This is a genomic window from Lacrimispora xylanolytica (assembly GCF_026723765.1).
In the GTDB taxonomy this organism is placed as follows: Bacteria; Bacillota; Clostridia; order Lachnospirales; family Lachnospiraceae; genus Lacrimispora; species Lacrimispora xylanolytica.
This window is the reverse complement of record NZ_CP113524.1, coordinates 506,362-530,420: the sequence shown is the minus strand read 5'-3', so window position 1 is coordinate 530,420 and position 24,059 is coordinate 506,362. Positions and strand designations below refer to the sequence as shown.

Annotated in this window: 26 protein-coding genes; 9 read left to right on the top strand and 17 right to left on the bottom strand. The window is 45.3% G+C overall.

All coding sequences use genetic code 11. The features are described 5' to 3' along the window. Complete coding sequence (locus tag OW255_RS02600) at window positions 1-1,122, top strand: PucR family transcriptional regulator (RefSeq protein WP_268115542.1); 1,122 nt, start codon at window positions 1-3, stop codon at window positions 1,120-1,122. Between the two features lie 5 nt (window positions 1,123-1,127). On the opposite strand, the gene OW255_RS02595 is transcribed toward OW255_RS02600, so the two are convergent. Beyond that, entirely contained in the window at window positions 1,128-1,985 is an 858-nt protein-coding gene (locus OW255_RS02595; RefSeq protein ID WP_268115541.1) for a metallophosphoesterase family protein, read from the bottom strand. A 3-nt stretch (window positions 1,986-1,988) separates the two neighbouring features. Then, window positions 1,989-3,428 carry a DUF1266 domain-containing protein gene (locus tag OW255_RS02590; RefSeq protein ID WP_268115540.1) on the bottom strand — a complete coding sequence of 480 codons (1,440 nt, stop codon included), beginning with the start codon at window positions 3,426-3,428 and terminating at the stop codon, window positions 1,989-1,991. 174 nt (window positions 3,429-3,602) lie between these two features. Here OW255_RS02590 and OW255_RS02585 point away from each other — a divergent pair, with 174 nt between their 5' ends. After that, complete coding sequence (locus tag OW255_RS02585) at window positions 3,603-4,295, top strand: aspartate/glutamate racemase family protein (RefSeq protein ID WP_268115539.1); 693 nt, start codon at window positions 3,603-3,605, stop codon at window positions 4,293-4,295. Between the two features lie 83 nt (window positions 4,296-4,378). On the opposite strand, the gene OW255_RS02580 is transcribed toward OW255_RS02585, so the two are convergent. The 9 genes from OW255_RS02580 to OW255_RS02540 all read right to left on the bottom strand — a co-directional run bounded on the left by OW255_RS02580 (window position 4,379) and on the right by OW255_RS02540 (window position 13,118). Next, window positions 4,379-5,716, bottom strand: a complete 1,338-nt coding sequence (locus tag OW255_RS02580; RefSeq protein ID WP_268115538.1) for an APC family permease — start codon at window positions 5,714-5,716, stop codon at window positions 4,379-4,381. Window positions 5,717-5,811: 95 nt separating this feature from the next. Then, complete coding sequence (locus OW255_RS02575; RefSeq protein WP_268115537.1) at window positions 5,812-6,939, bottom strand: NAD(P)/FAD-dependent oxidoreductase; 1,128 nt, start codon at window positions 6,937-6,939, stop codon at window positions 5,812-5,814. Between the two features lie 4 nt (window positions 6,940-6,943). Next, complete coding sequence (locus tag OW255_RS02570) at window positions 6,944-7,270, bottom strand: (2Fe-2S)-binding protein (RefSeq protein ID WP_268115536.1); 327 nt, start codon at window positions 7,268-7,270, stop codon at window positions 6,944-6,946. Continuing rightward, complete coding sequence (locus OW255_RS02565) at window positions 7,267-8,850, bottom strand: FAD-dependent oxidoreductase (RefSeq protein WP_268115535.1); 1,584 nt, start codon at window positions 8,848-8,850, stop codon at window positions 7,267-7,269. Before OW255_RS02565 ends, OW255_RS02570 begins: the two co-directional genes overlap by 4 nt. Before the next feature lie 26 nt (window positions 8,851-8,876). Further along, entirely contained in the window at window positions 8,877-9,191 is a 315-nt protein-coding gene (locus tag OW255_RS02560; protein ID WP_026892293.1) for a (2Fe-2S)-binding protein, read from the bottom strand. Between the two features lie 16 nt (window positions 9,192-9,207). Then, complete coding sequence (locus OW255_RS02555; RefSeq protein WP_268115534.1) at window positions 9,208-10,344, bottom strand: tyramine oxidase subunit B; 1,137 nt, start codon at window positions 10,342-10,344, stop codon at window positions 9,208-9,210. A gap of 42 nt (window positions 10,345-10,386) precedes the next feature. Next, window positions 10,387-10,776 (bottom strand): Rid family hydrolase, encoded by a 390-nt coding sequence (locus OW255_RS02550; protein ID WP_268115533.1) that lies wholly within the window; start codon window positions 10,774-10,776, stop codon window positions 10,387-10,389. A 165-nt stretch (window positions 10,777-10,941) separates the two neighbouring features. Then, entirely contained in the window at window positions 10,942-11,784 is an 843-nt protein-coding gene (locus OW255_RS02545) for a helix-turn-helix domain-containing protein (RefSeq protein WP_268115532.1), read from the bottom strand. A gap of 134 nt (window positions 11,785-11,918) precedes the next feature. Continuing rightward, window positions 11,919-13,118 (bottom strand): MFS transporter, encoded by a 1,200-nt coding sequence (locus tag OW255_RS02540; RefSeq protein ID WP_268115531.1) that lies wholly within the window; start codon window positions 13,116-13,118, stop codon window positions 11,919-11,921. A gap of 153 nt (window positions 13,119-13,271) precedes the next feature. Here OW255_RS02540 and OW255_RS02535 point away from each other — a divergent pair, with 153 nt between their 5' ends. Beyond that, window positions 13,272-13,856, top strand: a complete 585-nt coding sequence (locus OW255_RS02535) for a TetR/AcrR family transcriptional regulator (protein ID WP_268115530.1) — start codon at window positions 13,272-13,274, stop codon at window positions 13,854-13,856. 5 nt (window positions 13,857-13,861) lie between these two features. Here OW255_RS02535 and OW255_RS02530 read toward each other — a convergent pair whose 3' ends face one another. The 3 genes from OW255_RS02530 to OW255_RS02520 all read right to left on the bottom strand — a co-directional run bounded on the left by OW255_RS02530 (window position 13,862) and on the right by OW255_RS02520 (window position 15,858). After that, complete coding sequence (locus OW255_RS02530; protein WP_268115529.1) at window positions 13,862-14,398, bottom strand: flavin reductase family protein; 537 nt, start codon at window positions 14,396-14,398, stop codon at window positions 13,862-13,864. Between the two features lie 45 nt (window positions 14,399-14,443). Continuing rightward, window positions 14,444-15,091 carry a flavodoxin family protein gene (locus OW255_RS02525; RefSeq protein WP_268115528.1) on the bottom strand — a complete coding sequence of 216 codons (648 nt, stop codon included), beginning with the start codon at window positions 15,089-15,091 and terminating at the stop codon, window positions 14,444-14,446. A 98-nt stretch (window positions 15,092-15,189) separates the two neighbouring features. After that, the gene (locus tag OW255_RS02520; protein WP_268115527.1) at window positions 15,190-15,858 is read right to left on the bottom strand and encodes an NAD(P)H-dependent oxidoreductase; all 669 of its coding nucleotides are present in this window, start codon (window positions 15,856-15,858) and stop codon (window positions 15,190-15,192) included. A gap of 144 nt (window positions 15,859-16,002) precedes the next feature. Here OW255_RS02520 and OW255_RS02515 point away from each other — a divergent pair, with 144 nt between their 5' ends. From OW255_RS02515 to OW255_RS02500, 4 genes are all read left to right on the top strand, one after another. Continuing rightward, a complete protein-coding gene (locus OW255_RS02515) occupies window positions 16,003-16,356 on the top strand; it encodes a winged helix-turn-helix transcriptional regulator (protein WP_035317694.1) in 354 nt (117 codons plus the stop codon). Further along, window positions 16,349-17,068, top strand: coding sequence for a GntR family transcriptional regulator (locus OW255_RS02510; protein ID WP_268115526.1), 720 nt, complete (start codon window positions 16,349-16,351; stop codon window positions 17,066-17,068). Before OW255_RS02515 ends, OW255_RS02510 begins: the two co-directional genes overlap by 8 nt. Before the next feature lie 17 nt (window positions 17,069-17,085). Further along, on the top strand, window positions 17,086-17,790 hold the full coding sequence (gene deoC / locus OW255_RS02505; RefSeq protein WP_268115525.1) for a deoxyribose-phosphate aldolase: 705 nt from the start codon (window positions 17,086-17,088) through the stop codon (window positions 17,788-17,790). A 199-nt stretch (window positions 17,791-17,989) separates the two neighbouring features. Continuing rightward, window positions 17,990-19,051 (top strand): NAD(P)-dependent alcohol dehydrogenase, encoded by a 1,062-nt coding sequence (locus OW255_RS02500; RefSeq protein ID WP_024837472.1) that lies wholly within the window; start codon window positions 17,990-17,992, stop codon window positions 19,049-19,051. Window positions 19,052-19,224: 173 nt separating this feature from the next. On the opposite strand, the gene OW255_RS02495 is transcribed toward OW255_RS02500, so the two are convergent. From OW255_RS02495 to OW255_RS02485, 3 genes are read right to left on the bottom strand one after another with little or no spacing between them, the layout of a single operon-like run. Beyond that, complete coding sequence (locus OW255_RS02495) at window positions 19,225-19,959, bottom strand: ABC transporter permease (RefSeq protein ID WP_268115524.1); 735 nt, start codon at window positions 19,957-19,959, stop codon at window positions 19,225-19,227. 3 nt (window positions 19,960-19,962) lie between these two features. Further along, complete coding sequence (locus OW255_RS02490) at window positions 19,963-20,715, bottom strand: ABC transporter permease (protein WP_268115523.1); 753 nt, start codon at window positions 20,713-20,715, stop codon at window positions 19,963-19,965. After that, window positions 20,712-21,626, bottom strand: a complete 915-nt coding sequence (locus OW255_RS02485; protein WP_268115522.1) for an ATP-binding cassette domain-containing protein — start codon at window positions 21,624-21,626, stop codon at window positions 20,712-20,714. Before OW255_RS02485 ends, OW255_RS02490 begins: the two co-directional genes overlap by 4 nt. A gap of 163 nt (window positions 21,627-21,789) precedes the next feature. On the opposite strand from OW255_RS02485, the gene OW255_RS02480 reads away from it, so the two are divergent. Further along, window positions 21,790-22,509, top strand: a complete 720-nt coding sequence (locus OW255_RS02480; protein WP_268115521.1) for a response regulator transcription factor — start codon at window positions 21,790-21,792, stop codon at window positions 22,507-22,509. After that, window positions 22,506-24,020 carry a HAMP domain-containing sensor histidine kinase gene (locus OW255_RS02475; RefSeq protein ID WP_268115520.1) on the top strand — a complete coding sequence of 505 codons (1,515 nt, stop codon included), beginning with the start codon at window positions 22,506-22,508 and terminating at the stop codon, window positions 24,018-24,020. Before OW255_RS02480 ends, OW255_RS02475 begins: the two co-directional genes overlap by 4 nt. Window positions 24,021-24,059 lie beyond the last annotated feature (39 nt).

Genomic DNA, 24,059 nt, shown 5'->3' with positions numbered 1-24,059 from the left:
ATGAGAACTCAGGTTTTGGATCTTTACCACACCACGAAGGAAAAATACAGCTTAAAGCTTTTAAGCGGCGAAGCAGGACTTACCAACTCAATCTCCTGGGTCTATCTGGCTGAGGATTTTCAGAACATGCCATTTTTAAAGGGGGGAGAGCTTGTGATTACCACCGGGCTTTTTATGCAGAGCGGAATCACGCTTTCTGAATTCATCTGCGCCCTTGTTACCAGAAGCTGCAGCGGAATCTTAATCAATGTAGGGCAGTATATCCACGAAGGAGATATCACAGAGGAAATTAAGGAGTTTTGCAAAAACAGTGACTTCCCCTTAATCACCATGCCCTGGAAGATTCATCTGGTGGACATTATGCAGGATTATTGCCGAACCCTTTTGTTAAGCACCAGAAATGCAGATCTTATCAACGCCGCCTTTCTTGGAGCCATCTATCAGTCTCCCCTTCATGAAAGTACACTTCTCACCTTAAATCAGCACGGCTTTCCTACGAAGGCTGAATACCGTATCTTTGTCATCTCGAACCTTCAGACCACAACAAGAATCACCTTTTCCTTAAACCACAAACAACTAAAATACCACTTATTTGAACATGATCATCTTCAGATCCTGATAGTGCTCATGTCCCAGCCTAATATCCCCCTTAATGAGCTCCTTGATATTCTTCTTTTTTGTGACAGCATAACCCTTGGAATCAGCAATTCTTTTTCATCCCTTATGGACTTTGGACTCTGCTATAAACGGGCAAGGTTTGCCCTGGCGGCGGCTTCCTTTTGGAGTATTCCTTCTGTATATTTTGAAGAGCTGGGGATTTTTCAGATTCTTTTTTCCTCCTCAGACCCGGAAATGCTAAAGGGAATCAGTCAGAAAAGTCTGGGAGTTTTGGAAGAGTTTGATGCTTTACATGATTCAGACTATGTGGATACCTTAAGAACCTTTCTTCTTTCGGACTGCAATCTGCTGGAGACTGCTTCCAGCATGCATGCCCATCGAAATACCATTGTTTACCGTCTGAAAAAGATAAAAGAATTGTTGCATACGGAGCTGAATGACTCCAAGATTAAATTTGAATTGTTAATGGCTTTTTATATACGGGAATATTTTCTGATTGAATGATATGCTTAAATTCCAAGCTCCGCAGCAGCCTCCTGCCAGTAGACTTCCGGGAGTGTGGTCCATTCCTTTTTGCCTTCTCTCTCCCTGTATTTAAAAAGGGCAAGTTCCAGGCATTCCTTCGAATGGTCCACTCCCGTAAGCAAACAGATTTCCACGATTCTGGCCCATATGCTGGCGCTCTCAAACAGACCGCTTTCATGAAGTTCAAAAGCCGCCTGATTCTTATCATATTCAATCTGAAGAAGCTCTTCCTGCCAGGTCCCCCTCTCCCCGTGGAGAATCCCATACTGGGCATTTCCCTGGTAATAGAAAGGCACTCCTGCGGATCCGACGTTAATCAGCTTTTTCCCTTCATATTCCTGGGTTCCCTGTATGTGGGTGTGACCGCATAAGAGGACACCGGCATCCATGGCCTTTAATACCGCTTCTGTTTCCTTGGTTCCCAGCCGTAAAATTCCTTTGGTGTGTTCCATGGAACCATGGCAGTAAAGCACATCCGGATATCCTTTCACGATCATGCGCCCGGATATGCTCAGGCTATGAAAAAAGTCCAGATCACGTTTTGTCAGGTTCTCATACGTATATAAAAGGCTTCCTGTGGCAGACGATGGCATTACCCAGCCAGCCCCTATACAATCCCTGTGATCTAACATATACTCTTCCCGGTTTCCTTTTATAAAGCTGCATTCATAGCTGTCCTTCAGCTCATATAGAAGCTTCATAGTCTTTTGGGGATAGGCGCAGTCACTGACGTAATCCCCCAGGAATAGAAACCGGTCTGCTCCCTGAAGAATGGCATGGTCCACGCAGGCCTTTAACCCATGATAATTGCTGTGAATATCACTGATTACCCCTATGTTCATCCCTTATCTCTCCTTCTGCACACGATTTTTTCCAAGAATCTGATTCAGCTCGGAAAACGCCAGAACAGCATTCTTAATATCCTCTAAATAGTAGGAAATCACTTTATCTTTATGAAGCTTCCCGTCATCCTTTTTGCTGATTCCTGCCTTTTTATAATTCCGGGGCAGATGGAACATAGTCATATCATTTACCTTAAAAGCGATCAAATCATGCTTTGTAAACTCATAGGAAAAATGTAGCTTCTGGCTCCAGGGAATCACATGAAGTCTGGAACCGAACAGCTTTTTTTCCAGCAGACGGATATAACGGTCAGTCATCAGAAGCCTTGAATTAGCCATAAAAGGAATCTCATCCGGGCAGTGTTTAAACTTCTTTTTCTTTACCAGAGCCTCCATATCTGAGAACCACCCTGAGTTCGTATCAGAAACAGGTACTCTATAGGAAGGCTCACAAATTTCCTGGTCAAGCAGATAACCGACTCCGTATTTATGAAAAATGGGAAATACCCTGGACCGGGAAAAGGCAAAGCGTGGTTCCGATATTCCGGTATGGGATTCTGATTCATGAAGCCCGAATCCATACCCTTCGGAAATACATCTGCAAAACTCTGTCATATCGCTCCCGGGCCAAAGCCCGGATACTTCTAAAAGCTTCCCCTTGTGGGCTGCCAGCTTATAACAGTTTTCCACATAGCCTGAGGAATCCAGAATAAAGGTGCCGCTGACCGCTGACATTAGCTGTTTTCCAAACACGGCACTGGAAAAATAAGTCTGCCAGCTGCCAAAGAGAGCTTCGGTCACTTTCCCGTATTGGTTTAACAAAGCTTCTGTTTCCTTCTCTGTCAGAAAACCGATCATACTCGCATCAGAGACAATGGAAATGATTCTTGATAAGTTAAAGCCAGCCATGGAACGCCCTCCCGTCAAGGAAAGCCAGCATTTATTTTTCTTAAAGAGCATGGATAGATTTTCACGCTCCCCGTCATTTTCCCGACGGAAAAACTCCAGGATAGAGGAACGGAGCTTTTCCTTACTATCACTGAAACGTTCCATGAGATGAAACTGCTCCCACACGGGGGCAAAGGGCTTTATGTATCGTTTTATCCTCTCACCAGCGGAGAAATAGACCGCTGCCTTTTCCCGGGACATAGAGGCAAACTGTTCCGGAGCATGAAGGTATATCTCAATAAGGGCGCTGTAAATGATTCCGTCTGTTACGGCGTAATGAAGAAGCTCTTTCAGCACAGGTTCCACTTCCTGGGGCTTTGTAATTCCGTAATTATCGTTTAAGGCCTTCTTTACAATGAGCTTGCTGTACGGAAATGCAGTATGTGGATTGACCGTAGTCAATATATCTTTTATCTGATCCATCGATGGATTATCTTCCATAGGAAGAATTCCATAACGGTACATGGCGGCTAATATCAGGTATTTGTTATTCACTCAATGATCCTCGTCTTTCAGGTAACTATCAAAAGTAAAACATGTTTCCATAATTCTAATACATTTTATTATATTTTTCCCATCAAGTAAATGCAGGAATTATAAAAAACGTGGAAAACCGATTTCACTTGTGATAGGATAGGAGCATAAAACTTGAGAGCGGAGGCTAAGACATTGAAGACCATCGGATTAATCGGCGGAATGAGCTGGGAAAGCACCATGACATATTATCAGATCATCAATACAACAGTGAAAGAAATGCTTGGAGGCCTGCACTCTGGAAAGATTCTCTTAAACAGTGTAGATTTCTATGAAATTGAAAAACATCAGTCAAAAGGTGAATGGGATATCTGTGCCACCATGATGATTGATGCAGCCAGATCTTTAGAAGCTGCTGGTGCGGATTTTATCGTAATCTGTACCAATACCATGCATAAGGTGGTACCTCAGATTCAGGAAAACATTGCCATCCCCATTCTTCATATCGCAGATGCTGTTTCCCAGGAATTAAAGCAGCACGGGATTACAAAGGCGGCACTTCTTGGAACAAAGTATACCTTGACAGAGACCTTTTATATCGAAAAGCTTGTGAAAGCCGGAATTGAAATCCTGATTCCAGAACCACAGGATATTGAAATCATCAACCGGGTGATTTTTGAAGAGCTGTGTCTGGGAATCGTGTCCCCGGACTCAAAAAAAGAATATCTGCGGATTATCGGACAGCTTGAAACTCAGGGAGCACAGAGCGTGATTCTTGGCTGTACGGAAATCGGTCTGATGATAAAGCAGGAGGACACCTCACTTCCCGTATTTGATACGGCGAGGATTCACGCAGAAAAAGCTGCAAGGTCTGGCTGTACTTCATAAAGGAAGGAAGAGAAAAAGGCTTTTATGTTCAAAGCCATTTTCTCTTCCTTTTTATTGTTCTGATTCCAAGTTCACAGTTATTATCAGGTCATATCAAGCTGAGGAACCGGACTTTTAAAGAACCGGGTCACCCAGACCAGGTATAAGAAGCCGGAAAACAGCCATAAGAAGCCTACCGTATGTGCATTGAAGCCAAGATTGATAAATATCCATGCATCAACCACCAGACCAATGAAGGGACATACCAGATAGGAAAAGAATTCTTTTCCCTTAAGTCCCCTTCTGGATTCTTCATTTTGAAGATAGAACTTAATGATGACCGCACAGTTTAAAAGGATGAACCCAAAAAGTGCGCCAAAGCTTACCATGGTGGTTATGACCTCCAGGGAACAGAAAAGGGCCACAGGAGTAATGAGAATGCCTACAAATATGATCGCCACAAAGGGAGTATGGTATTTTTTGCTGATATAGGACAACTGCTTTGGCAGCACGCCGTCTCTGCTCATGGCAAAGAGAACTCTGGAAACCGCCGTATGAGATGCCTGGGTGGTTGCTACGCCAAAGGATAAGACAAGGGTGAAGGAAGTGATGGCTGTCAGCCATTTGCCCCCTACAAAGCTTACTACATCAATGAAAGCAGTATCTACATTCAATTCTTCATAATTAGGATAGACCATTCCTGCAAAAAAGGTAATGACAATAAAAATCACCCCAATGACCAGGATTGCTAAGATAATAGCCCTTCCAACTGCCTTTTCCGGGTTAAGCGTCTCTTCTGCCAGGGTACTGATGGCATCAAATCCAAGGTAGCTTAAGATTACGATTCCCGTTGCCCTTAAAATACCGGATAGATCGAACTGTTCCGGATTATAAAAGGATATGGTATTAAAATGAATGGTACCATTAAAAAGCAACCGAAGGGTACAGAGAATAAAGGCAAGTATCACTGCAATCTGTAAGGCAAACAAGATCCAGCTGCACTTTGACATAATATCCACGCCAATGATGTTGGTCACGGTACTGAATAAAATAAATCCCATGGCCCAGATCCAGACCGGCACCCCTGGAAACATGGCATTGGCAAAGGAGCTTCCAATGATCACCACCGTGGCCGGAAGCAGGATGTAATCAAGAAGAATGGACCAGCCTGTGAGAAAGCCAAAGGCAGGGTTGATTCCCTTTTGAACATAGACATAGACAGACCCTGATAGAGGGTATTTCTGGGACATCAGCTTATAGCTGAGTCCGGTAAAGAACATCGCCACCATTCCAATCAGGTAACATAAGGCAACCATACCCCCGGAGGGGGCTAAAAAGGTGCCGTACATGGCGGCAGGGGCCAAAGGAATCATAAAGATAAGGCCGTAAATAATCAGATCTTTTGTTTTCAGCGTTCGTTTCAGTGTTGTGTTATTTTCCATTTCCGCTCCTCCTTTAAATGCTTATAGGAACACAAAAAGCGTCTACAGTACGTAGACGCCTTTGCCACCTAAGGTTTTTAAGCTTCCTTGTCTTGTTATATTTTTGCCTTGAATCGGTCGTAGCGAAATGCACTTACATCCAGAATGGGTTCTTCTCCAACCGCGATCTGGGAAAGTAATGTAGCAGCCGTGGGAGCGATTCCAAACCCATGACCTGAGAAGCCGCAGCCCAGGATCAGTCCGGGAACCTCCTCCACCTGGCTGATGACCGGAACGTGGTCTGCACAAGCATCGATCCAGCCAGCCCAGGTCCTGACGATTTTCGCTTCGGAAAGACAGGGGAAATATTTCATGATTCCTCTGCATATGCAGGAAGCAGTAAGGCTGCTGGTCACCGGAGTCCCGTCATCTTTATTGACCCCCTCGTATCCGGAAGCTCCTCCGAATACAAATGACCCATGGGTGCTCTGGTGCCCGTAGAAATCTGCCATTGCCGTTCCAAGCATCTGATAAAACATGGGAGGCTGTGCCTCTGTGACCAGAACCTCTAACAGCGCCTGATTCACAGGAATGTCGATCCCAACCGTAGCAGCCAGCTTTCTGCTGTCATAGCCTGCACTCAGTATAATGGTCTCTGCCTCATAACTGCCTTCTGAGGTAATAACCTGCCTTGCCTTACCCCTGATTTTTCGGATGCTCAACACCTCTTCTCCTGTGATGAACTGAACGCCAAGGGCTCTTGCGCTTCGATAATAGGCCAGAGTGGCAAGCATGGGATTTGCGTGGCCGTCCGTCTTACACCAGCTTGCTCCCACCACCTCGTCGGAAAGATAAGGACAGATGCTTTTTGCTTCTTTTCCATCTACCATCTGGACATCAAGTCCCATGGATGATGCATTGTCTGCCAGTTTTTTCAGTATGTTTAGATGGTCTTCCGTTTTTCCCAGACGGAGATTTCCGTGCTGATAATATTCCACATCCATGCCAAGCTCTTCCGATAGATGAGGCCATAGATGTTTGATTCCGTACATGGCAAGAGGCAATTCCCGTTTGTCACGGCCTGACTGCCTCACGCCGCCTCCATTTCTGCTGGACCCGCCATTTCCCATATGGTCGCTTTTCTCCAGGACGATAACGGAACAGCCCTTTTTTGCCAGATAATAAGCAGTGGCGTTTCCTATGATTCCTCCGCCGATAATTATGATATCCGCACACTTTGACATGCTCCTACTCCTCCCTTCGTTCATTTCCAAGTACCTTCATCTCAATGGGTCTCATGGGGGCTCTTGAGGGAGTCGGCTCCAGCTCAAGAGAGGATACTCCCAGTTCTTTGGCCACGATTCTCTTTACCAGATTTCCGCAGGTCTGCCCCTGACAAAGCCCCATGCCGGAGCGGAGAAAACGCCTGATTTCCGTTAAGGTGAACATTCCCTCATGAACAGCCTTTCTGATTTCTCCCTTGGTGACCTCCTCACAGCGGCAGATGATAAGACCATCATCCGGCTCCTGCATAAATTCCTTTAATTCCCTGGACCGGTCATTTCTCTTACTCATGTCTCTACCTCCTGTCTGCGAAAGAATCTGGCTTTCATTGCCATATCTACGGGTACCTTGATGGTAAGCAAAGAGGTGTGGTCATAGGCTTTTTTTGATTTCACCTCGATGACCTCTGCCTCGCAAACCTCCGCTCCGCTCCGGTCAAGGCCAGCTCCCATATCTCCCGGCTCTGGGAGAGGAAGAAATTCATATGGCATGGTGATAGAGGCAAAGCCAGGCTCCAATTCCTCATTGATTAAAAATATGGCCTGACCGGAGCAGGAGGAAACGCATAAGCCGCAGCCGGTACAGCCTTTTTCTTCCTGAAATACTGGAAGAGCTGTGATTTTATTGCCCACCAGAATGCATTTTCTGGGGCAGGAATCCTGACAGGGGTTACAGGGAATGTTCTGGGTGCATTCGATGACCGGATGAATTCCTTTTCCTCTGGTGACTCCAGGAAAACGGCTGATTTCAGAATCTGCCACATATCCCTTTTTTAGAAGATTTAAGGAGACGTCAATGCCCTCATCTGTTTTTTCCACGTTTTTTCCACGGTTCTCCGGTGCGAACATGCCTTCCCGTAAGCTTACCAAAGCTTCCTTTAATTCCTTGATTCTTTCTTCCTGCTTCTCTCTGGTGGCAAAGCCTAAATATTCTGCTGCACTGATTCCTGCGATTCTTCCTTCTATCATGGCGGAGCTGGCCTCTTCAATGCCGGATACATCTCCTGCTGCAAAGATTCCAGGAATGCTTGTGGCTCCTGTTTCGTCACATACCGGCACGTAACCGGTGGGAGTATCCTTCATATCACAGCCTGCCATCTTGGTCAGCTGGGACATGGGAGATAATCCGACCGCAAGACAGATGGTATCTGCTTCAAAATGCTTGCTGCTCCCTGGAATGACCTGCCAGTTCTTATCCACTTCCCCTATGGTAACCCCGGTGACCCGGTCCGTTCCTTCTGCCTTTATTATGGTATGGGATAAGTAAAAGGGAACACCACACCGTGCCACCTTTGCCGCATGGACTCCATATCCTCCCACCTTTGGTGCCGCATCCACCAGTGCCACCACTTCACAGCCAGCCTGAAGAAGCTGAAAGCTGACCACAAGCCCTACGTTTCCGGAGCCCAGCATCAACACTCTACTACCAGGTCTTACCCCGTGTAAGTTCATCATGGTCTGGGCCGCACCTGCGCCAATGACTCCCGGAAGGGTCCAGCCTTCAAAAGGAACCATGTTTTCCGATGCTCCCGTGGCTACAATCACCGCATCCCCTTTATAATGTCTGATTTCCTGGTCAATGGAGACCGTGATTTCCTTATCCTGATAAAGTCCTGCTACTGTGGCATTTAAAACTACCTCTACTCCATTTTCATTGGCTTCCTTTAAAAGCTCCTCTCCGATTTGATAGCCTCTGATTTTGGCCTTATGCTCCTTTGAACCGAAGAATTTATGGATTTGTTTAAAAAGCTGTCCGCCGGGCTTTGCATTCTCATCAAATACAATGACCTTAAGGCCGCATGCCGCAGCTTCGATTGCGGCTGACAAGCCAGCCGGACCCGCTCCTATAATTATTAGATCGTATCTTGTCATGGCTCCTGCCCTCCGTTTTCCATCTCTTATCCGTTTTCCTTTGTTCCGACACCGTACTGGGTCCTCACATCCATTCCTTCTTTTAACGGAGTGATACAGGTTCTTACATTGGGCTTACCATCTACCACCATGACACAGTCTGTGCATCTTCCAATGGCACAAAAGATGCCTCTTGGCTCATGGTTCTTTTTGGTATAACGGTGGATCATGATTCCAGCAGCCTCCAGGGCAATGGCAATGGGTTCCCCCTCATAGCCTGTGATGGGAGTTCCATCATAAGTAAATGTAATTGTCTTTTTTTCTTCCATGGTTCCGAGAACTGGATGTTCTGTGATTCTCATGATTCTCCTCCTCTCCTTATGCCAGATATGGGGTTTCCCATAAATTAAGCTTTTTCCCGATTCCCTTTAAAAGTGCATTCCGGTAAACAATGGTTCCCCATGCAACGTCTTCAATGGGCATTCCACCTACGGAATAGATGACGATTTCATCTTCCTTCCGATGTGCCGGGACCGTTCCCATAATCACGTCTCCTAAGTCGTCAATCTGTTCTGGCTTTAACTTTCCTTCTTCGACTAAGTCCATGCAGCGGACGGCTGGAATTGGGATGGTGTGGTAAGCGTTCTCCCCGATTTCCTCCTTCCAGGCTTCGTAAAGCTGAATGTTATCGGTCACGGTCCTCGCCCGGTTACAGATAAAGTCATCATCAAACCTTGCGGCTGCCGGACAGCAGAGAATGGCACCGGGCTTGATCCATGCCTCTTCGATATAGGGATATTCCTTGATATCGCCGGTAGGGCTTGAGGTTGCCACGTGAACGATATCGGAATCTCTTACCGCCTCTTCCATGGTCTCTACCACCTGGATGTTCTTTACACTGGGATACTTTTCCTTAATATAACGGATAAAGCCGTCAATGGATTCCTTGCTTCGTCCTTTAATTTTAACCGTCTCAATCCCCTCTCTCACTGCCATCGTAGCGTCAAAGGCTGTTTTACTCATAACGCCTGGGCCGATAATTCCCACCACCTTGGAATCTTCTTTGGAGAAATATTTGACTCCCACTCCAGGCACCGCCCCTGTACGGAAGGCACTTAATATGTTGGCGGACATATAGGCAAGGGGTGCTCCCGTATCCTTATCGTTTAAGGTGAGCATGAGAATGGACCTTGGCAGTCCCTTCTTTCTGTTTTCCGTATTGGAGCCGTACCACTTCATGCCGGCCATATCAAACTTCCCTCCAAGGTAAGCAGGCATTGCCATGAATCTCCGGTCCGGTCCGTCGGTAGGCATGTTGGGAAATGGGGACTCCTCTGGAAATGTCATCATCACGCCATGGGAATTGCCGTTAGGCCCGCCCATTCGAAAATCCCCCAGCTTCATCAATCGAAACATTTCCTCCATGGCCTCCACACAGCCTGCCATATCTGTAACACCTGCCTGAATCATTTCCTCTTCACCCAGATATAAAAAATCAATTCTTGGATCGCTCATTTTGACTTCCTCCATTTCTTGTTTCATGCCTGCAGTTATTTATTACTCACATCCGGTCATTGCTTCTAATTCTATCTCTACAAACTGAGTCGGACGGTTGAGCTTTGGAGTTTCCACCATGGTGAACAATGGCCTTACTTCTTTGAAGAATTCAGAATATGCTCTCCCCACCTCTTTGGCAGATTCCATATCTGTTAAGAACGCGTTTACCTTGAATACATGAGAGGCATCTGCATCGGCCTGTTTCAGTAACTCTATGAATTTTGTAAAAATGTATTTTGCCTGGTCATATGGAGTTTCTCCAAAGACTGTGCCATCTGGCTGGACGGCTGTGGTTCCTCCGATATAGATGTGTTCCCCTATCTTAACCATTCTGGAATACCCTGCCAGTTCTTCAAGCGGTGCTCCCGACGAGTAATTGGTTCGTTTCATTTCTCAACCTCCTTAGTAGAACTTTTCTATCTAATAAAAAAGAGGCCCTGTGATCGTCATGATCACAAGACCTCTCTGTCCTTTATTTCTCTACATTCTACCGTCGGACATCGGATAATAATTGTAAAAATCGGAACTACATATTTATTTTTTCTCAAGGGAGCATTACATCCTGGTAATGACCTTTAACTTCTCCTGATAACTGTTTGTCACCAGACTGTTTAGATATTTTGAGGGAGTATGACTGGTAAACTCCTTAAAGTCCTTAATAAAATGAGACTGGTCATAGTATCCCGTATCAAGGGCCGCCCTTGTCATATCCGGACGGTTCACAGTCTTTGTCAGCTCGTCGATGGCATTTTGAAACCGGATAATCCGAAGAAGCTCTTTTGGCCCCATGCCAAATTCCTCTGTAATGACCTTGTTTAAGTAACGAAGAGAATACCCCGTTTTTTCCTGAAGCTCATTTAACTTAAGATTGCCGGCTGAGGCCATGATTTCCTTACGCAGATATGACTTAAGGCTGTATGCTTCCTGCTGGGTCTCATAATTCTTTCGATAAAACAAAAGAAAGGTCTTAATTCTCTGCTCAAAGCTTTCTTCCTTCCACAGTGCTTCAAATAATTGATCTCTTTCTGAATTCGAATCAAACATATCCTCATAGCTCTGTTCTTTACTCACCAGCTCTGACATCTTTCTATGCTTAAGGACCGGATTGACCCCAGGAAGGAAGCGCACTCCAAAATGTCTGCATTTACCCGCTGTCTCCACCTCAGATTTTGTAAGAAGGGTGCCTGCGACCCTGGATTCCAAACGGGTGCCTGTATTGTAAAAGAGGATATCCACACAGGCATCGGGAATCGCAGTCATGAAATCACACTCCGCATCAAACTGATAGAAATGGGAAATTCCATAATCCATAAGACTGTATTTCTTATATGCGCCCGTGACCAGAACAAAGCCCGGCTGTTTTGGATGCAGCATCCCAACATGATTTCTTTCCTTCATAAGCAGTCCCTCTTCTCTGTGAGAACTAGTAAATGGGTAAAAAAAATCGCAACAGAGCCAAAGACTCCATTGCGATTGATATTTAACTTATACTCTTTTAGAGAAAGTTTGTCAATAACCATCCCGTTGCCAAATTAATCCTGTCTTCTTACTTTTTTCTCTGTCAGATAATAAAGAAAGGCGGCCAGTGGAAGAACGAACCCCAGTACAGATGCCATATTCCAGCCTCCCCTTGCATAGGTAAAGCCACCAAGGGCTGACCCTGCGGCACCTCCCAGGAAGAAGATGGCCATAAATAAGCCATTGACCCGGCCGCGTATCTCATCTCCAAGAGAATAGATGGCCTGCTGCCCCAGAACCAGATTCCCGGAAACCGCCATATCAAGAAGGATTGCGGAAGCACAAAACAGGAATAAGGAAATGCCTTCCTGATTGGTAAATACATGGGTAAGGCCAAAGGAAGACGCAGCGAGTAAAAATGCGATTCCTGTAAGAAGTCTGGAATACCCCTTATCCGCAAGTCTTCCGGCAATGGGAGCAGCCACAGCTCCCGCCACTCCTGCAAAACCAAACAGCGCAATCTCCTTCTGGTCCAAATGAAAATGCTGGGATAAATACATGGGGACCACGGTCCAGAACAGGCTGAAGCTTCCAAAAAGGGCTGCCTGGTAAAGGGCTCTACGGCGAAGGAGAGGGATGGAACAAATGAGATGCCACAGGGACTGAATGATTTTTTGGTAGCTCTCTAAAGGCTTTGGATTTCTCTTAGGAAGGAGCCTGCTTAAAACTACGGTAAGAACCACCATGATAACAGCTGATAAATAATACACTGCTCTCCAGCCAAGATATCCGGTAATCAGGCTGGCCGCAGGCCGGGCAAGCATGATTCCTAGTAAGAGTCCGCTCATTACATTTCCAACGGCCTTTCCCCGTTCCTTTGCCGGTGCCAGATGGGCTGCAAAGGGCACTAACACCTGAGCCGCCACAGACCCGGCTCCGATGAAAACGGCTGAAAGAAAAAAGAGTTCTGTATTCTTTGCCAAAGGCGCCATTAAAAGTCCCACAATGGCAACAAGAAGAGTACAAACCGTCAATTTCCTGTTTTCCAGCAAGTCACTTAAAGGTACGAGAAACAACAGTCCTGCTGCGTAGCCGAGCTGGGTCATGGTAACAATTAACCCGGACATGCCAGGAGAAATTCCGGTATCCTTGCTGATAGGCCCCACCAGAGGCTGGGAGTAATACAGGTTTGCAACAATCAGACCGCAGGAGGCGGCCAAAAGCAGAATCAGCCAGCTGGGAATCTTTCTCTCTTCCTTGTTTTCAATCATCATTTTATTATCCTCCTTTATATACTAAACGTATCGTTTATTAATTACATATTAAACGCACCGTTTCGTTTTGTCAACCCTGTTTTTTTCTATTCTTTTATGTTATAATGAACGCAACGTATTCAAATTGATGATAAGAGGAAAAGGGAGATTCAGATGGAGAAAAAAATGGGACGTCCCAGAAGCGAAAAGACAAAGAAAGCCATACTGGATGCAGCGTATGAGCTTCTGCTCGAGAATGGCTTTCCTTCTATGACAGTGGAAGGAATTGCAGAAAAAGCAGGGGTAAGTAAGGCTACCATTTATAAATGGTGGCCCAATAAGGCTGCCGTGGTACTGGACGGCTTTTTTGCAGCTACGGAATTACTGCTAGAGGTACCGGATACCGGCTCTGCAAAGGAAGATTTAATCCTGCAGGCAGATCATCTGGCTGCATTTCTAACAAGCCCCAAAGGCAGAGTTATAACAGAATTGATTGCTGAAGGGCAATCCGATGAAAAAGTGGCAAAGGAATACAGAGACCGGTATTTTAACCCCCGCAGACTGATCTCAAAGCATATCCTGGAACGGGGAATGGAGCGAGGAGAATTCAGGCAAAATCTTGATTTAGAGCTTAGTATTGACCTTATTTTTGCACCGCTCTTTTACCGGCTGTTAATCACAGGGGAACCTGTGGATTCGGCTTTCGTAAGAAATCTGATATCTTATGCATTTGCCGGATTGCAAGGAGTTAAATCCTAAAGCCTCTATTCAATGATATAGGCAGACACAATTTCCCCATAGTAAGCGGTATGGTAATCCCTGTTAGCCCCGTAAAAGGAGCCGTCAACATCTTGAGGATAGCACGCTTTTTTGAATTCTTCTAAAATCGCATGTTCATCCTGTTTTTGTTTGTATACCAGTTTACATTCCAGGGTGAGGGGAAGTTCCTTTATGGCTGGCACTGTTCCCGTAACAGATGGCTCCAGTGTGAGATTCAGCTTCTGAATTTTATCAACAACATGACCGGATTCCGTTCCGCATATCCCCAAAATCTTTTTATCAAAATCACCATAGGGGATATTAATTGTAAATTCAGAACTCTTATCCAGTTGCTTCTTTGTGAACCGATTTTCTCTGACAAATGCAGTGAAAATCGGTTTTCCCCATTCAATTCCAAGACTTCCCCAGGCTATGGTCATGGTGTTTACCTTGTTGTCGGCCTTTGTTGTCAGCAACGCACCTTTCTTCACTGCTTTTAAAATCTCTGAAGCATAATCAAACACATCAATTTCTTTTCTCATTGCTCTCTCCTTTTTAAAATAGTCATACTTTCGACCCATTAACAGCTATTCCACTTTGGTCAGCAAAATCCCCATATCATAAGCATTCTGGCAGTCTATAGGGAATTGGGTTTCCTTTACTTTGGCCTTATGGTTTTCATCAAATCTGGAAGCGTCATACTTGGAGTAATCGTGGAACTGATATGTATCATTACTGATTAGAATCTCTGATTTTCCATGAAACAGCTCTAAAAGGCGTTGGTTTTGTGTAAATATAGCTTCGTAATTGATTTTCTCCATAACATCTTTTGGAACATTCATGGTATAGATAAATCCCGAAGCGATCTTTCCAGGAAAGGTGGATAACTCTCCTTCATTATAGGATAGATTGGGGAAAAACAAACGTTCCAGAAAAGAGCGCATCACACCGGTGACCTCACCAAAGTAAATGGGTGAACCAAGAAATATTACATCGCAGGACAATGCGTATTCCAACACTTCCTTCAGATCATCTTTCACCGCGCAGATTCCATTGCACAGACTGCCTTTTCGTTTACAGGCAAAGCAGCTTAAGCAGCCTTTGAAATTCAAATCATATAGATTTACCAGTCTTGTTTCTGCACCGTTTTCGTGTGCACCTCCTAATGCACTCCGAAGCAATACAGCCGTGTTCTCATTTTTCCGTGGACTTCCATTAACAGCCAACACTTTCATTGCGACCCTCCATAATTTTACTTATTATGTACTCCTTTAAGAATAAGCCAGAGTTTGTCTTTTATGACAAAACACTGACTTATTTCATTGGTATACTTTTATTTCCACTTCACCAGCTCACTTATGGGCTGTCTGGACTTCTCGTGGCGGGGAGCCTCAGCCCGGTAGCCAAAGCCTGCCATAACAGATACTCCAAAATGTTTCGGGTCTATAAGTCCTTCCTTTACTAAAAGCTCATTGACCTTAGCCTGGTCAAAGCCTTCAATGGGGCAGGAATCCACGCCTAAAAAGGCTGCCGCAGTCAGCATATTGGCAAGGACGATGTAAGTCTGCTTGCTGGCCCAGTCAAACAAAGCCCGGTCATTTTCCATGAGATTGAAATCATTTTCCTGGAAGTTTTTAAATGCCTTACGGACAAACTCCGCAGTCTCGTCCGGAAAATGATGAACTTCCTTCATCATATGAGTGATATATTCTGCATTGTATACCAGATCGCCGCTTTTCCTGGCCAGAAGAATGACAAAATGACTTCCTCCCTTTAAGCTGTTTTGGGCGCCCCAAGCAAGGGGAAACAACTTCTCCTTTAATTCCTTATCCTGAACCACAATCATATTCCAGGGCTCAAAGCCAAAGGATGTGGGGGAAAGTCTGGCTGCCTCCAATATGGTCTCAAAGTCCTCCTTTGAAACGGTTTTTTCCGGGTCAAACCCCTTACAGGCGTGGCGAAAGTTTAATATATCCAAAATGTTCTGATTCATGGTTTCCATGCAATCTCCTCCTTTATTTAAGCAATTAGTTGGTAATAAACCCATAGTAGCACATACGAATCACATATTGAAGTACGAAAAATAATGTTATATAATATACAAAAAGTAACATTACTATCATTTGTATACTACGGGAGAAACCTTATGGAACCATATCCTATGACTCCGGACTGCCCCGGTGGCAAGTGCCCGGTAGAAACAACCTTAACTGTTATGAGCGGCAAATGGAAAGGTATCATCCTTTACCGCCTTTTAGATGGCAAGAAGCGTTTTCATGAGTTAAAAGAAATCATGCCTGCCATCAGCTTCCGCACTTTGACCCTGCAGCTTCGACAGCTGGAGGCCGACGGTATCGTAGAGCGGACTGTATACCCGGAGGTTCCCCCACGGGTGGAATACGATTTAACGGAACTTGGTAAGACTATGCGCCCCATCATTGAATCCATGTTTGAATGGGGAATACAATATCAAATCCAGAGAAAGGATACCCATGCGTAAAGTACCAGCCTATATGGCAGTCCACGATTTAATCAAAAAAAGAATAGAAGATGGAACCTATCCTGTCTTGGAACTTCTTCCCACAGAACCTGAGCTTGAAAAAATATATAAGGTAAGCCGTACCACCATAAGAAGTGCCATGGAGCTGTTAAAGGAAGAAGGCTTTGTTGAAATCAAGCAGGGCCGGGGAACCATGGTGCTGGACCGGAGAACCATTCAGGATCTAAATAAGGTCACCTCCGTAACAGAGTCCTTAAGAAGAAGGGGTTACGATGTCCGCACCAAAAGCATGTATATTGACCTGATCCCTGTCAGTGAAAAGCTGGGCAAGGAGCTTGATCTCCCTGGTGACGATTCCATCACCCGGGTCCAGAGAATCCAGCTCATAGACGAAAAGCCCATTGCGATTATGAGAAATTACATTCCAACAACTCTGGTTCCTGGACTTATTCAGTTTACCAATAAGTTCTCCGGGCTCTATCAGTTTTTGGAAGAACATTATAACCTGGAAATTGATTCTGCCCACGATAAGATATTTGCAAAGTCCGCAGATTTTGCAGAATCAGAGATGCTTAACGTCCAGCCGGGGACTGCCCTTCTTTGCATCCGCCGTATCTGCTACCGAAATGAGGAGCCTGTCTGCGTGGATGATGTGTGTATCCTTGGAGATCAGTACGAGCTGGCCATTTCCACCAACGGCCGGTATAAATAACATAGGGGGAATTTGAGATGAAAGACGTTTCTTTGGAAGCTTTGGCAAAATGCATTGATATCAGCTGTGTAAAATCCGCTGACAGCACTGAGGATATGGATCATATGATAGCGGCTGCCAGGCGGTTTGGATTTATCTGCGCCTTTGCTCTTCCTGCTATGACCCCCTATCTCATCAACCATTTAAAAGGAACCGGTATTACCCGCATTGGAGGAACCGTAGGCTTTCCCTCTGGCTGTGATACCACAAAAAGCAAAGTCTTTCAGGCGAAGGAGCTGATTGCCATGGGGTGTGAAGAAATTGATATGGTAATTAACATCGGATTCTTAAAGTCAAATATGTGGGACGAGGTCTATGAGGACATTAAGGCAGTCGCTAACGTCTGCGGACAGATTCCCCTTAAAACAATTCTGGAAGTCACCCTTTTAACCGAGGAACAAATCGTAAGAGCCAGCCAGCTTGCTGAGTCGGCTGGTGCTTCCTACATAAAAACAGGAACCGGCTGGTGCCAGAATCCCACCCGGTTACAACACATCCAGTCCATTCGTTCTGCCATAAAGCCCACAACAAAAATCAAAGCTGCCGGTGGTATCCGAAGTCTTGATACCCTGCTGCAAATGAAGCAGTCAGGCTGTGACCGCTTCGGCATTTCCACTGCCTCTGCCCTTTCTATAATGAAAGAAGCTGCGGCCTATGAAGACATATCCAGATTTTTTCCCTGATTAAACAAAGCTCGGCAAAATTCATCATATTATTAATCCTGAATTTGATATTATTCTTTTTTTTACATCGCCTTTATTAAAATACATTATTAAATTAAATACCAAATACGAATTGACCAAGCAATCATTACGATGTATAATAATCATAGTGTTACTTGTTAATTTTATAACAATATATAATTCCAAAGGAGATGTTCTTATGAAGGGTTTTGCAATGCTGGGAATTGGTAAGACAGGTTGGATTGAAAAGGATCGGCCAAAATGCGGGCCTCTTGATGCGATTTGCCGTCCCATTGTATTGGCGCCATGTACCTCTGATATTCATACGGTATGGGAAGGTGCCATTGGTGAGCGCACGGATATGATTCTCGGACACGAGACAGTGGCTGAGGTTGTGGAAGTTGGAAGCTGTGTTAAAGACTTTAAGCCTGGAGACAGGGTCATTGTTCCTGCCATTACGCCGGACTGGAATTCTGTGGAAGCACAGGGCGGTTATCAGATGCATTCAGGGGGGATGCTTGCAGGCTGGAAATTCTCAAACTTTAAGGATGGCGTTTTCGGCGAATTCTTCCATGTCAATGATGCTGACGGAAACCTGGCGATTCTTCCTGACGGCATGGACCCAGTGGCAGCCTGTATGCTGGCAGATATGGTACCTACCGGATTTCATGGAGTTGAGCTTTCTGATGTCCAGTTTGGAGACAGCGTGGCAGTCATTGGAATCGGCCCGGTTGGACTTATGTCCGTTGCTGGTGCTGCTCTTCGTGGTGCTTCCCACATCTATGCCGTAGGTTCCCGTCCCAACTGCGTACAGCTTGCCAAAGAATATGGGGCAACGGATATTATCAACTACCGGGAAGGGGATATCGTAGAACAAATTATGTCAAAGACCGGGAATAAGGGTGTGGATAAAGTGATTGTTGCCGGCGGTGACAACGATACCTTTGCGCAGGCCATTGCCATATTAAAGCCAGGCGGAAAAATCGGCAATGTAAATTATCTTGGTGAAGGCGATTACATAAAGATTCCCCGTATCGAATGGGGATGCGGCATGGGCCACAAGATCATTGCCGGCGGACTTATGCCAGGAGGCAGACTTCGTATGGAAAAACTGGCTTCTCTTATCTCAACCGGACGATTAGACCCAGGAAAACTGGTCACCCATCGGTTTGAAGGTATGGAAGGCATTGAACCGGCTCTTATGTTAATGAAGGAAAAACCAAAGGATTTGATTAAACCTGTGGTTGTGATTAATTGGTAAGATCGGTTAGTAACGCAAAGAAGCTCTTCTAGATAATAGAGTTGAGGGTGCTGCAACAGGAAAGAAATCAACAAGATATAACTTCTGGTCATTGGATTAAAACCAGTCTCTTGTATCAACTTTCACGTTGCAGCACCCTCATTTCATACTAATCAGGCAGCAATCCCTGACTTTTATGAAGTCATCACATCTTTATTTCTCAACCATAAAACGGCAATTACAGTAGATGCCCCTAAAAAAAGAAAACTGTTTAAGACCAGCTGTCCAGGCGTACAGATCATCGGACCGCCCGGGCTATTGGCTCTCATTCCAATGCTCATAAGGGAATAGGGATAAAACGCCCCTGCCCCCTTAGAAAGTGCGGCTACACCGCCGATTCCTCCAATCATGGCAATTCCAACAGGTACCGCAAAGCTGCGAATGATAAGGGACAGGCATAACTGCACTCCACAGATCACAATCCCCCCAATGGCACCATAAGCCAGCCATTCAAAAAGTTCTGGCGGCACTGGGCCTGGTAAATGAGACAGCTTTCCAGAAATAATAAATAAGATTCCCACCCATACCTGAGTCGCAAGCACCATGACCGAGGCGGTAAAAAGCTTAGATAAATAAATATACGGAATCGGCACCGGCAGTGTCATGACCGAATTCCAATTATGGTTCGTATGTTCCAGGCGGCAGAGATAAGAACAGTAAACACCAATGGTCGCAGGAAGGAAGAAATAGCAGGTGAACAAGGTATGCTGTGTCCACAGGCTATACCAGTAATCATTTAAAATACCCACATTTTGTACATAGTTAAAGGTCCCCATAAATGCCGGAAGAATGGGTAAAAGGAAAAATGCCAGCCAGACGGGACTCCGCTTTAGCTTCATCTGTTCCGCTCGAATTATTTTAAATAGCATACTTTACCACTCCTTTCCTGCAAACGACCGACGGCCATAGACATAAATCCCTGCAAACATGAAAGCGAGCAGGAACACACCAAGCCAGTCAACCGGAACATAATAGAAATCTGAAATTCTTGTACTGGGATCCCAGTTTAACCCTACCCGCATCATAACTCCGTAATAACCCCAAATCAGAAGTTTTCCAACTCCTTTCGGCAGGAACATGCTGAACAATCCTGCAAGACTGCCTAAAAGTCCCACCGTAAGAGGCACCATCTGATTTGCAAAATGCAGGGATAGCACCTGCTGAAGCAGCAATATAGTTACATGAACCCCTATGGTAGAAATGAGATAAAACAAAATTTTATCCCACGGAATGGGCCCGCCAAATCCTTTTATGACGCCAAAGGTCAGAATCATAAAGACCTGAATCAAAGCAATTGCCGTCACGTGAATGACGCCGCACAAGTACTTGGCATGAAACAGAGCTTCCGCTGGTATGATGGTCTCTAAGAGCTTAAAGGTCTGCCCCTTATGCTCCACATCGCATAATCTGGATGCCAATACTGCAATGACGACTGGCATCATGATGGCATTGAGAATAGGGAAATGATAGAGACACTGAAACCACCCCTGGGCCAGCTTTTCCCCGGACATGCTGCCAAAGGACCATAAGCCCCACAGACACTGTACTCCAAGAAGGATAGCGATTGTAGTAAATACCCCCTTTCTTTTTATCTTTTGAAATTCCATTAAAAGTACTCTCATCATAGACTCACCGCCGTTCCTGTTAATTCTATGAATATCTCTTCCAGTGTCTTTTTCCTTTCTTCCAAACGGACAACTCCGATGGTTTCATGAAACAGATGAAAGATGTGGGCGGAAAGCTCCTGATCCGAAAGCTCCGGCAAGAGTAGAAATGCCCCTTCCTCCCTGCACATGATTCCATGTTTTTGAAACACCCCTTTGGCTGCTTCATTGTCCAGGGTACGTACTGCCAGGCTGCTTTTGCTCTTATCATGAAGAACCTTTAAACGGTCCTGAAATACCAGCTCTCCTTTGCTGATGACGCCGATGTGGTCTGCCATCTGCTCGATTTCATTTAAAAGATGACTGGAAACCATGACTGTCATTCCAAAGGTCTTTGGAAGGGCGCGTATGAGTTCACGCATTTCCTGGATTCCTGCCGGGTCAAGGCCATTGGTCGGCTCGTCGAGTATGAGCAGCTTGGGATTTCCAAGAAGTGCGCCTGCAAGCCCCAGTCTTTGTTTCATTCCCAAGGAATACTGCCCTGCTTTTTTATCCTTTTGATTTTCCAGCCGGACAATCTTTAATACTCTATCAATTTCCTCTTCCTCTACTCCTTTTAAGGTGCTGATGATTTTTAAATTTTCCCTGCCGGTCAGATGGGCGTAATAGCTTGGGGATTCTATGAGAGAACCGGCCTCTTTTAAAATGGTTAGGCGGTTTCTTTGATTCATCTCTTTACCAAAGACGGTAATGGTTCCGCTGGTGGGCTTTGCAAGCCCCAGTATCATCTTCATGGTGGTGGACTTACCAGCTCCGTTGGGGCCAAGAAAACCATAGACCACTCCCCTTGGCACTTTTAAATCCAGATCTTTTACACTCATGGCTTCGCCGTATTTTTTGCAAAGAGCATTTGTGGTTATGATATCCGTCATTGTTATACTCTCCTTTTCTTTTCGATGAGTTCATGGTACCAGGGGCTCCTTACATCTGGCTGTAGGCCACCTTACATTTACCTTAAATCTTCAGATTTCTTGTCCAATTTCACTTTTTTTCGGCTATAATAAACATAAATGAAAGGGAAAGGATGTGACGCCCATGGTAGATATCTATGACTGTAAGCTGCTCATCGTGGACGATGAGCCAGAGCTTCGCAGAATGGTCATTGCTATATTAAAACAAAATGGCTTTCAAAAAATTATTTCTGCCGGGGACTGCAGTGAGGCCCGCAGGCTGTTTGCTGTAGAAAAGCCGGAGGCTGTAATTCTTGATGTTTCTCTGCCTGACGGGGACGGATTTTCCCTGATGCGTGATTTCAGAGCCTCTTCCTTTGTTCCCGTGCTGTTTCTTTCTGCCAGAGATGAAGACGAGGACCGTCTTTTGGGTCTCGGTCTTGGGGCTGATGATTATATGACAAAGCCATTTCTTCCAAGGGAACTGGTTTTAAGGCTTCATGCTATTTTAAACCGTACGTATTTCCCTCCTGTTTTAAGCCAGAAATCAAAGCCTGTCTTCTCCCTGGGAGATATAAAAGTAGATCTAAACAGCTGTGAGGTAACCTCACAAAAGGGGACTTCATCTCTGACGGCAAAGGAATTTGCTCTTTTGGAAAAGCTTTTTGAAAACCGGGAAAAGATTGTAACCGGGGACAGCTTATGTATGGCCGCCTGGGGCGACTCTCTTTATGGCTATGAAAATACATTGATGGTGCATATCCGCCGTCTCAGGGAAAAGATAGAGCCTACCCCCTCCTCCCCTCAATACTTAATGACCGTTCGGGGATTAGGGTATAAGCTGACGGGGGTGAAGGTTCTATGAAAAGCATGATGAAGGTTTTATCCCGCTATGTACTGTCAGCCGCTGCTGTTGCGGTGCTTTTGCTTGTTATTAATGCTACCGTCTTGATTGTCTGGCTCTTTACGGAAAAGAACGATAAGAATTATTACAATATCTCCCAGACAGCAAACCAGCTTACCGCCACGAACGATGGATATGAACTTTCCCAGTCCGGGAAAACCCAGCTGGAACAAAACCAGCAATGGGCCATGCTGTTAGACCAGGATGGCAAGGTCATCTGGAACTTTATGCTTCCGGCCGATGTTCCTTTGACTTACTCCATCTCTGATGTAGCAGGATTTTCCCGGTGGTACTTAAAGGATTATCCGGTATCGGTCTGGCGGCATGATGGGGGACTTTTGGTGGTGGGAAGTCCTAAAAACAGCATGTGGAAGTTAGGAATCATGATTCCTCAAAAATCCATGAACAATTTAGGCTTTTGGGTTCCCTTCTTTCTTGTCATGAACTGTCTTACTGCCATTTTCCTTGCTCTGATCTTTGGTCTCAGGCTGTTTCGTTCCTTAAAACGTCTCTCCAATGGAGTTCAGGATATGACAAGGAAGCGGCCTGTATCACTTCCTGTTAACGGAGTGCTGGGAGATTTAGCCATGGGAATCAATGAAGCCTCCAGCCAACTTATACTACAGGAAGCCGCCCTAAAGAAAAGAGACGACGCCCGAACCACCTGGATTGCGGGAATCTCCCATGATATCCGAACCCCTCTTGCTGTAGCCATGGGCTATTCCAGTCAGTTGGAAGAGGATGAAAGGCTGTTACAGGAACAAAGGGACCTGGCAGGCATCGTAAGGCGGCAGTGCCAGCGGATTAAAGATCTGGTAAGCGACTTAAATCTCGCCTCAAAGCTGGAATATGACATGCAGCCATTAAGAAAGGAAAAGACTCCACTTGCCCCCCTGATTCGCAGTGTTGCAGTTGATATCATAAACGACAATCTCTCAGATAGGCACACCTTAGAAGTATCCATAAAGGATAATGCCCAAAATCGTTGTCTGCTGGGGGACAAACAGCTTTTAAAGCGTGCTGTGTCCAACCTCATCTTAAACAGCATCAAGCACAATCCAGAGGGCTGTGATATTACTATAGAGTTAAGTATGGATGGGGAAAACTTTATATTATCGGTTACAGATAATGGAACCGGGTTCCCGGAAGATGTGTTGCAGCGAGTGAATGGGATAAAGAATAAAAGTGATAATACGGGTAAGAACGAGGGCATAAATGAAGGCGAGAATGAGAGTAAGAATTTATCCGGGAATTTAACTGAGGATGTGGACGGGAATTTAACTCAAAATATGGGCGAAAATGTAGCTGAGAATCCGGCTGAGACCGATTCAAAAAAGGAACAAAGCGGCCACGGACTTGGTCTTACCATTGTCCGCCAAATAATAAAAGCTCACAATGGAAGCGCTCATTTCTCCAATCTTTCAGGAGGCGGCTGCCGGGTAATCTGTTATCTGCCTGCCATCTCTTCCTGATAAAATGTCATATAAAAAGCTGAGCCTGCAGGTTTTCCC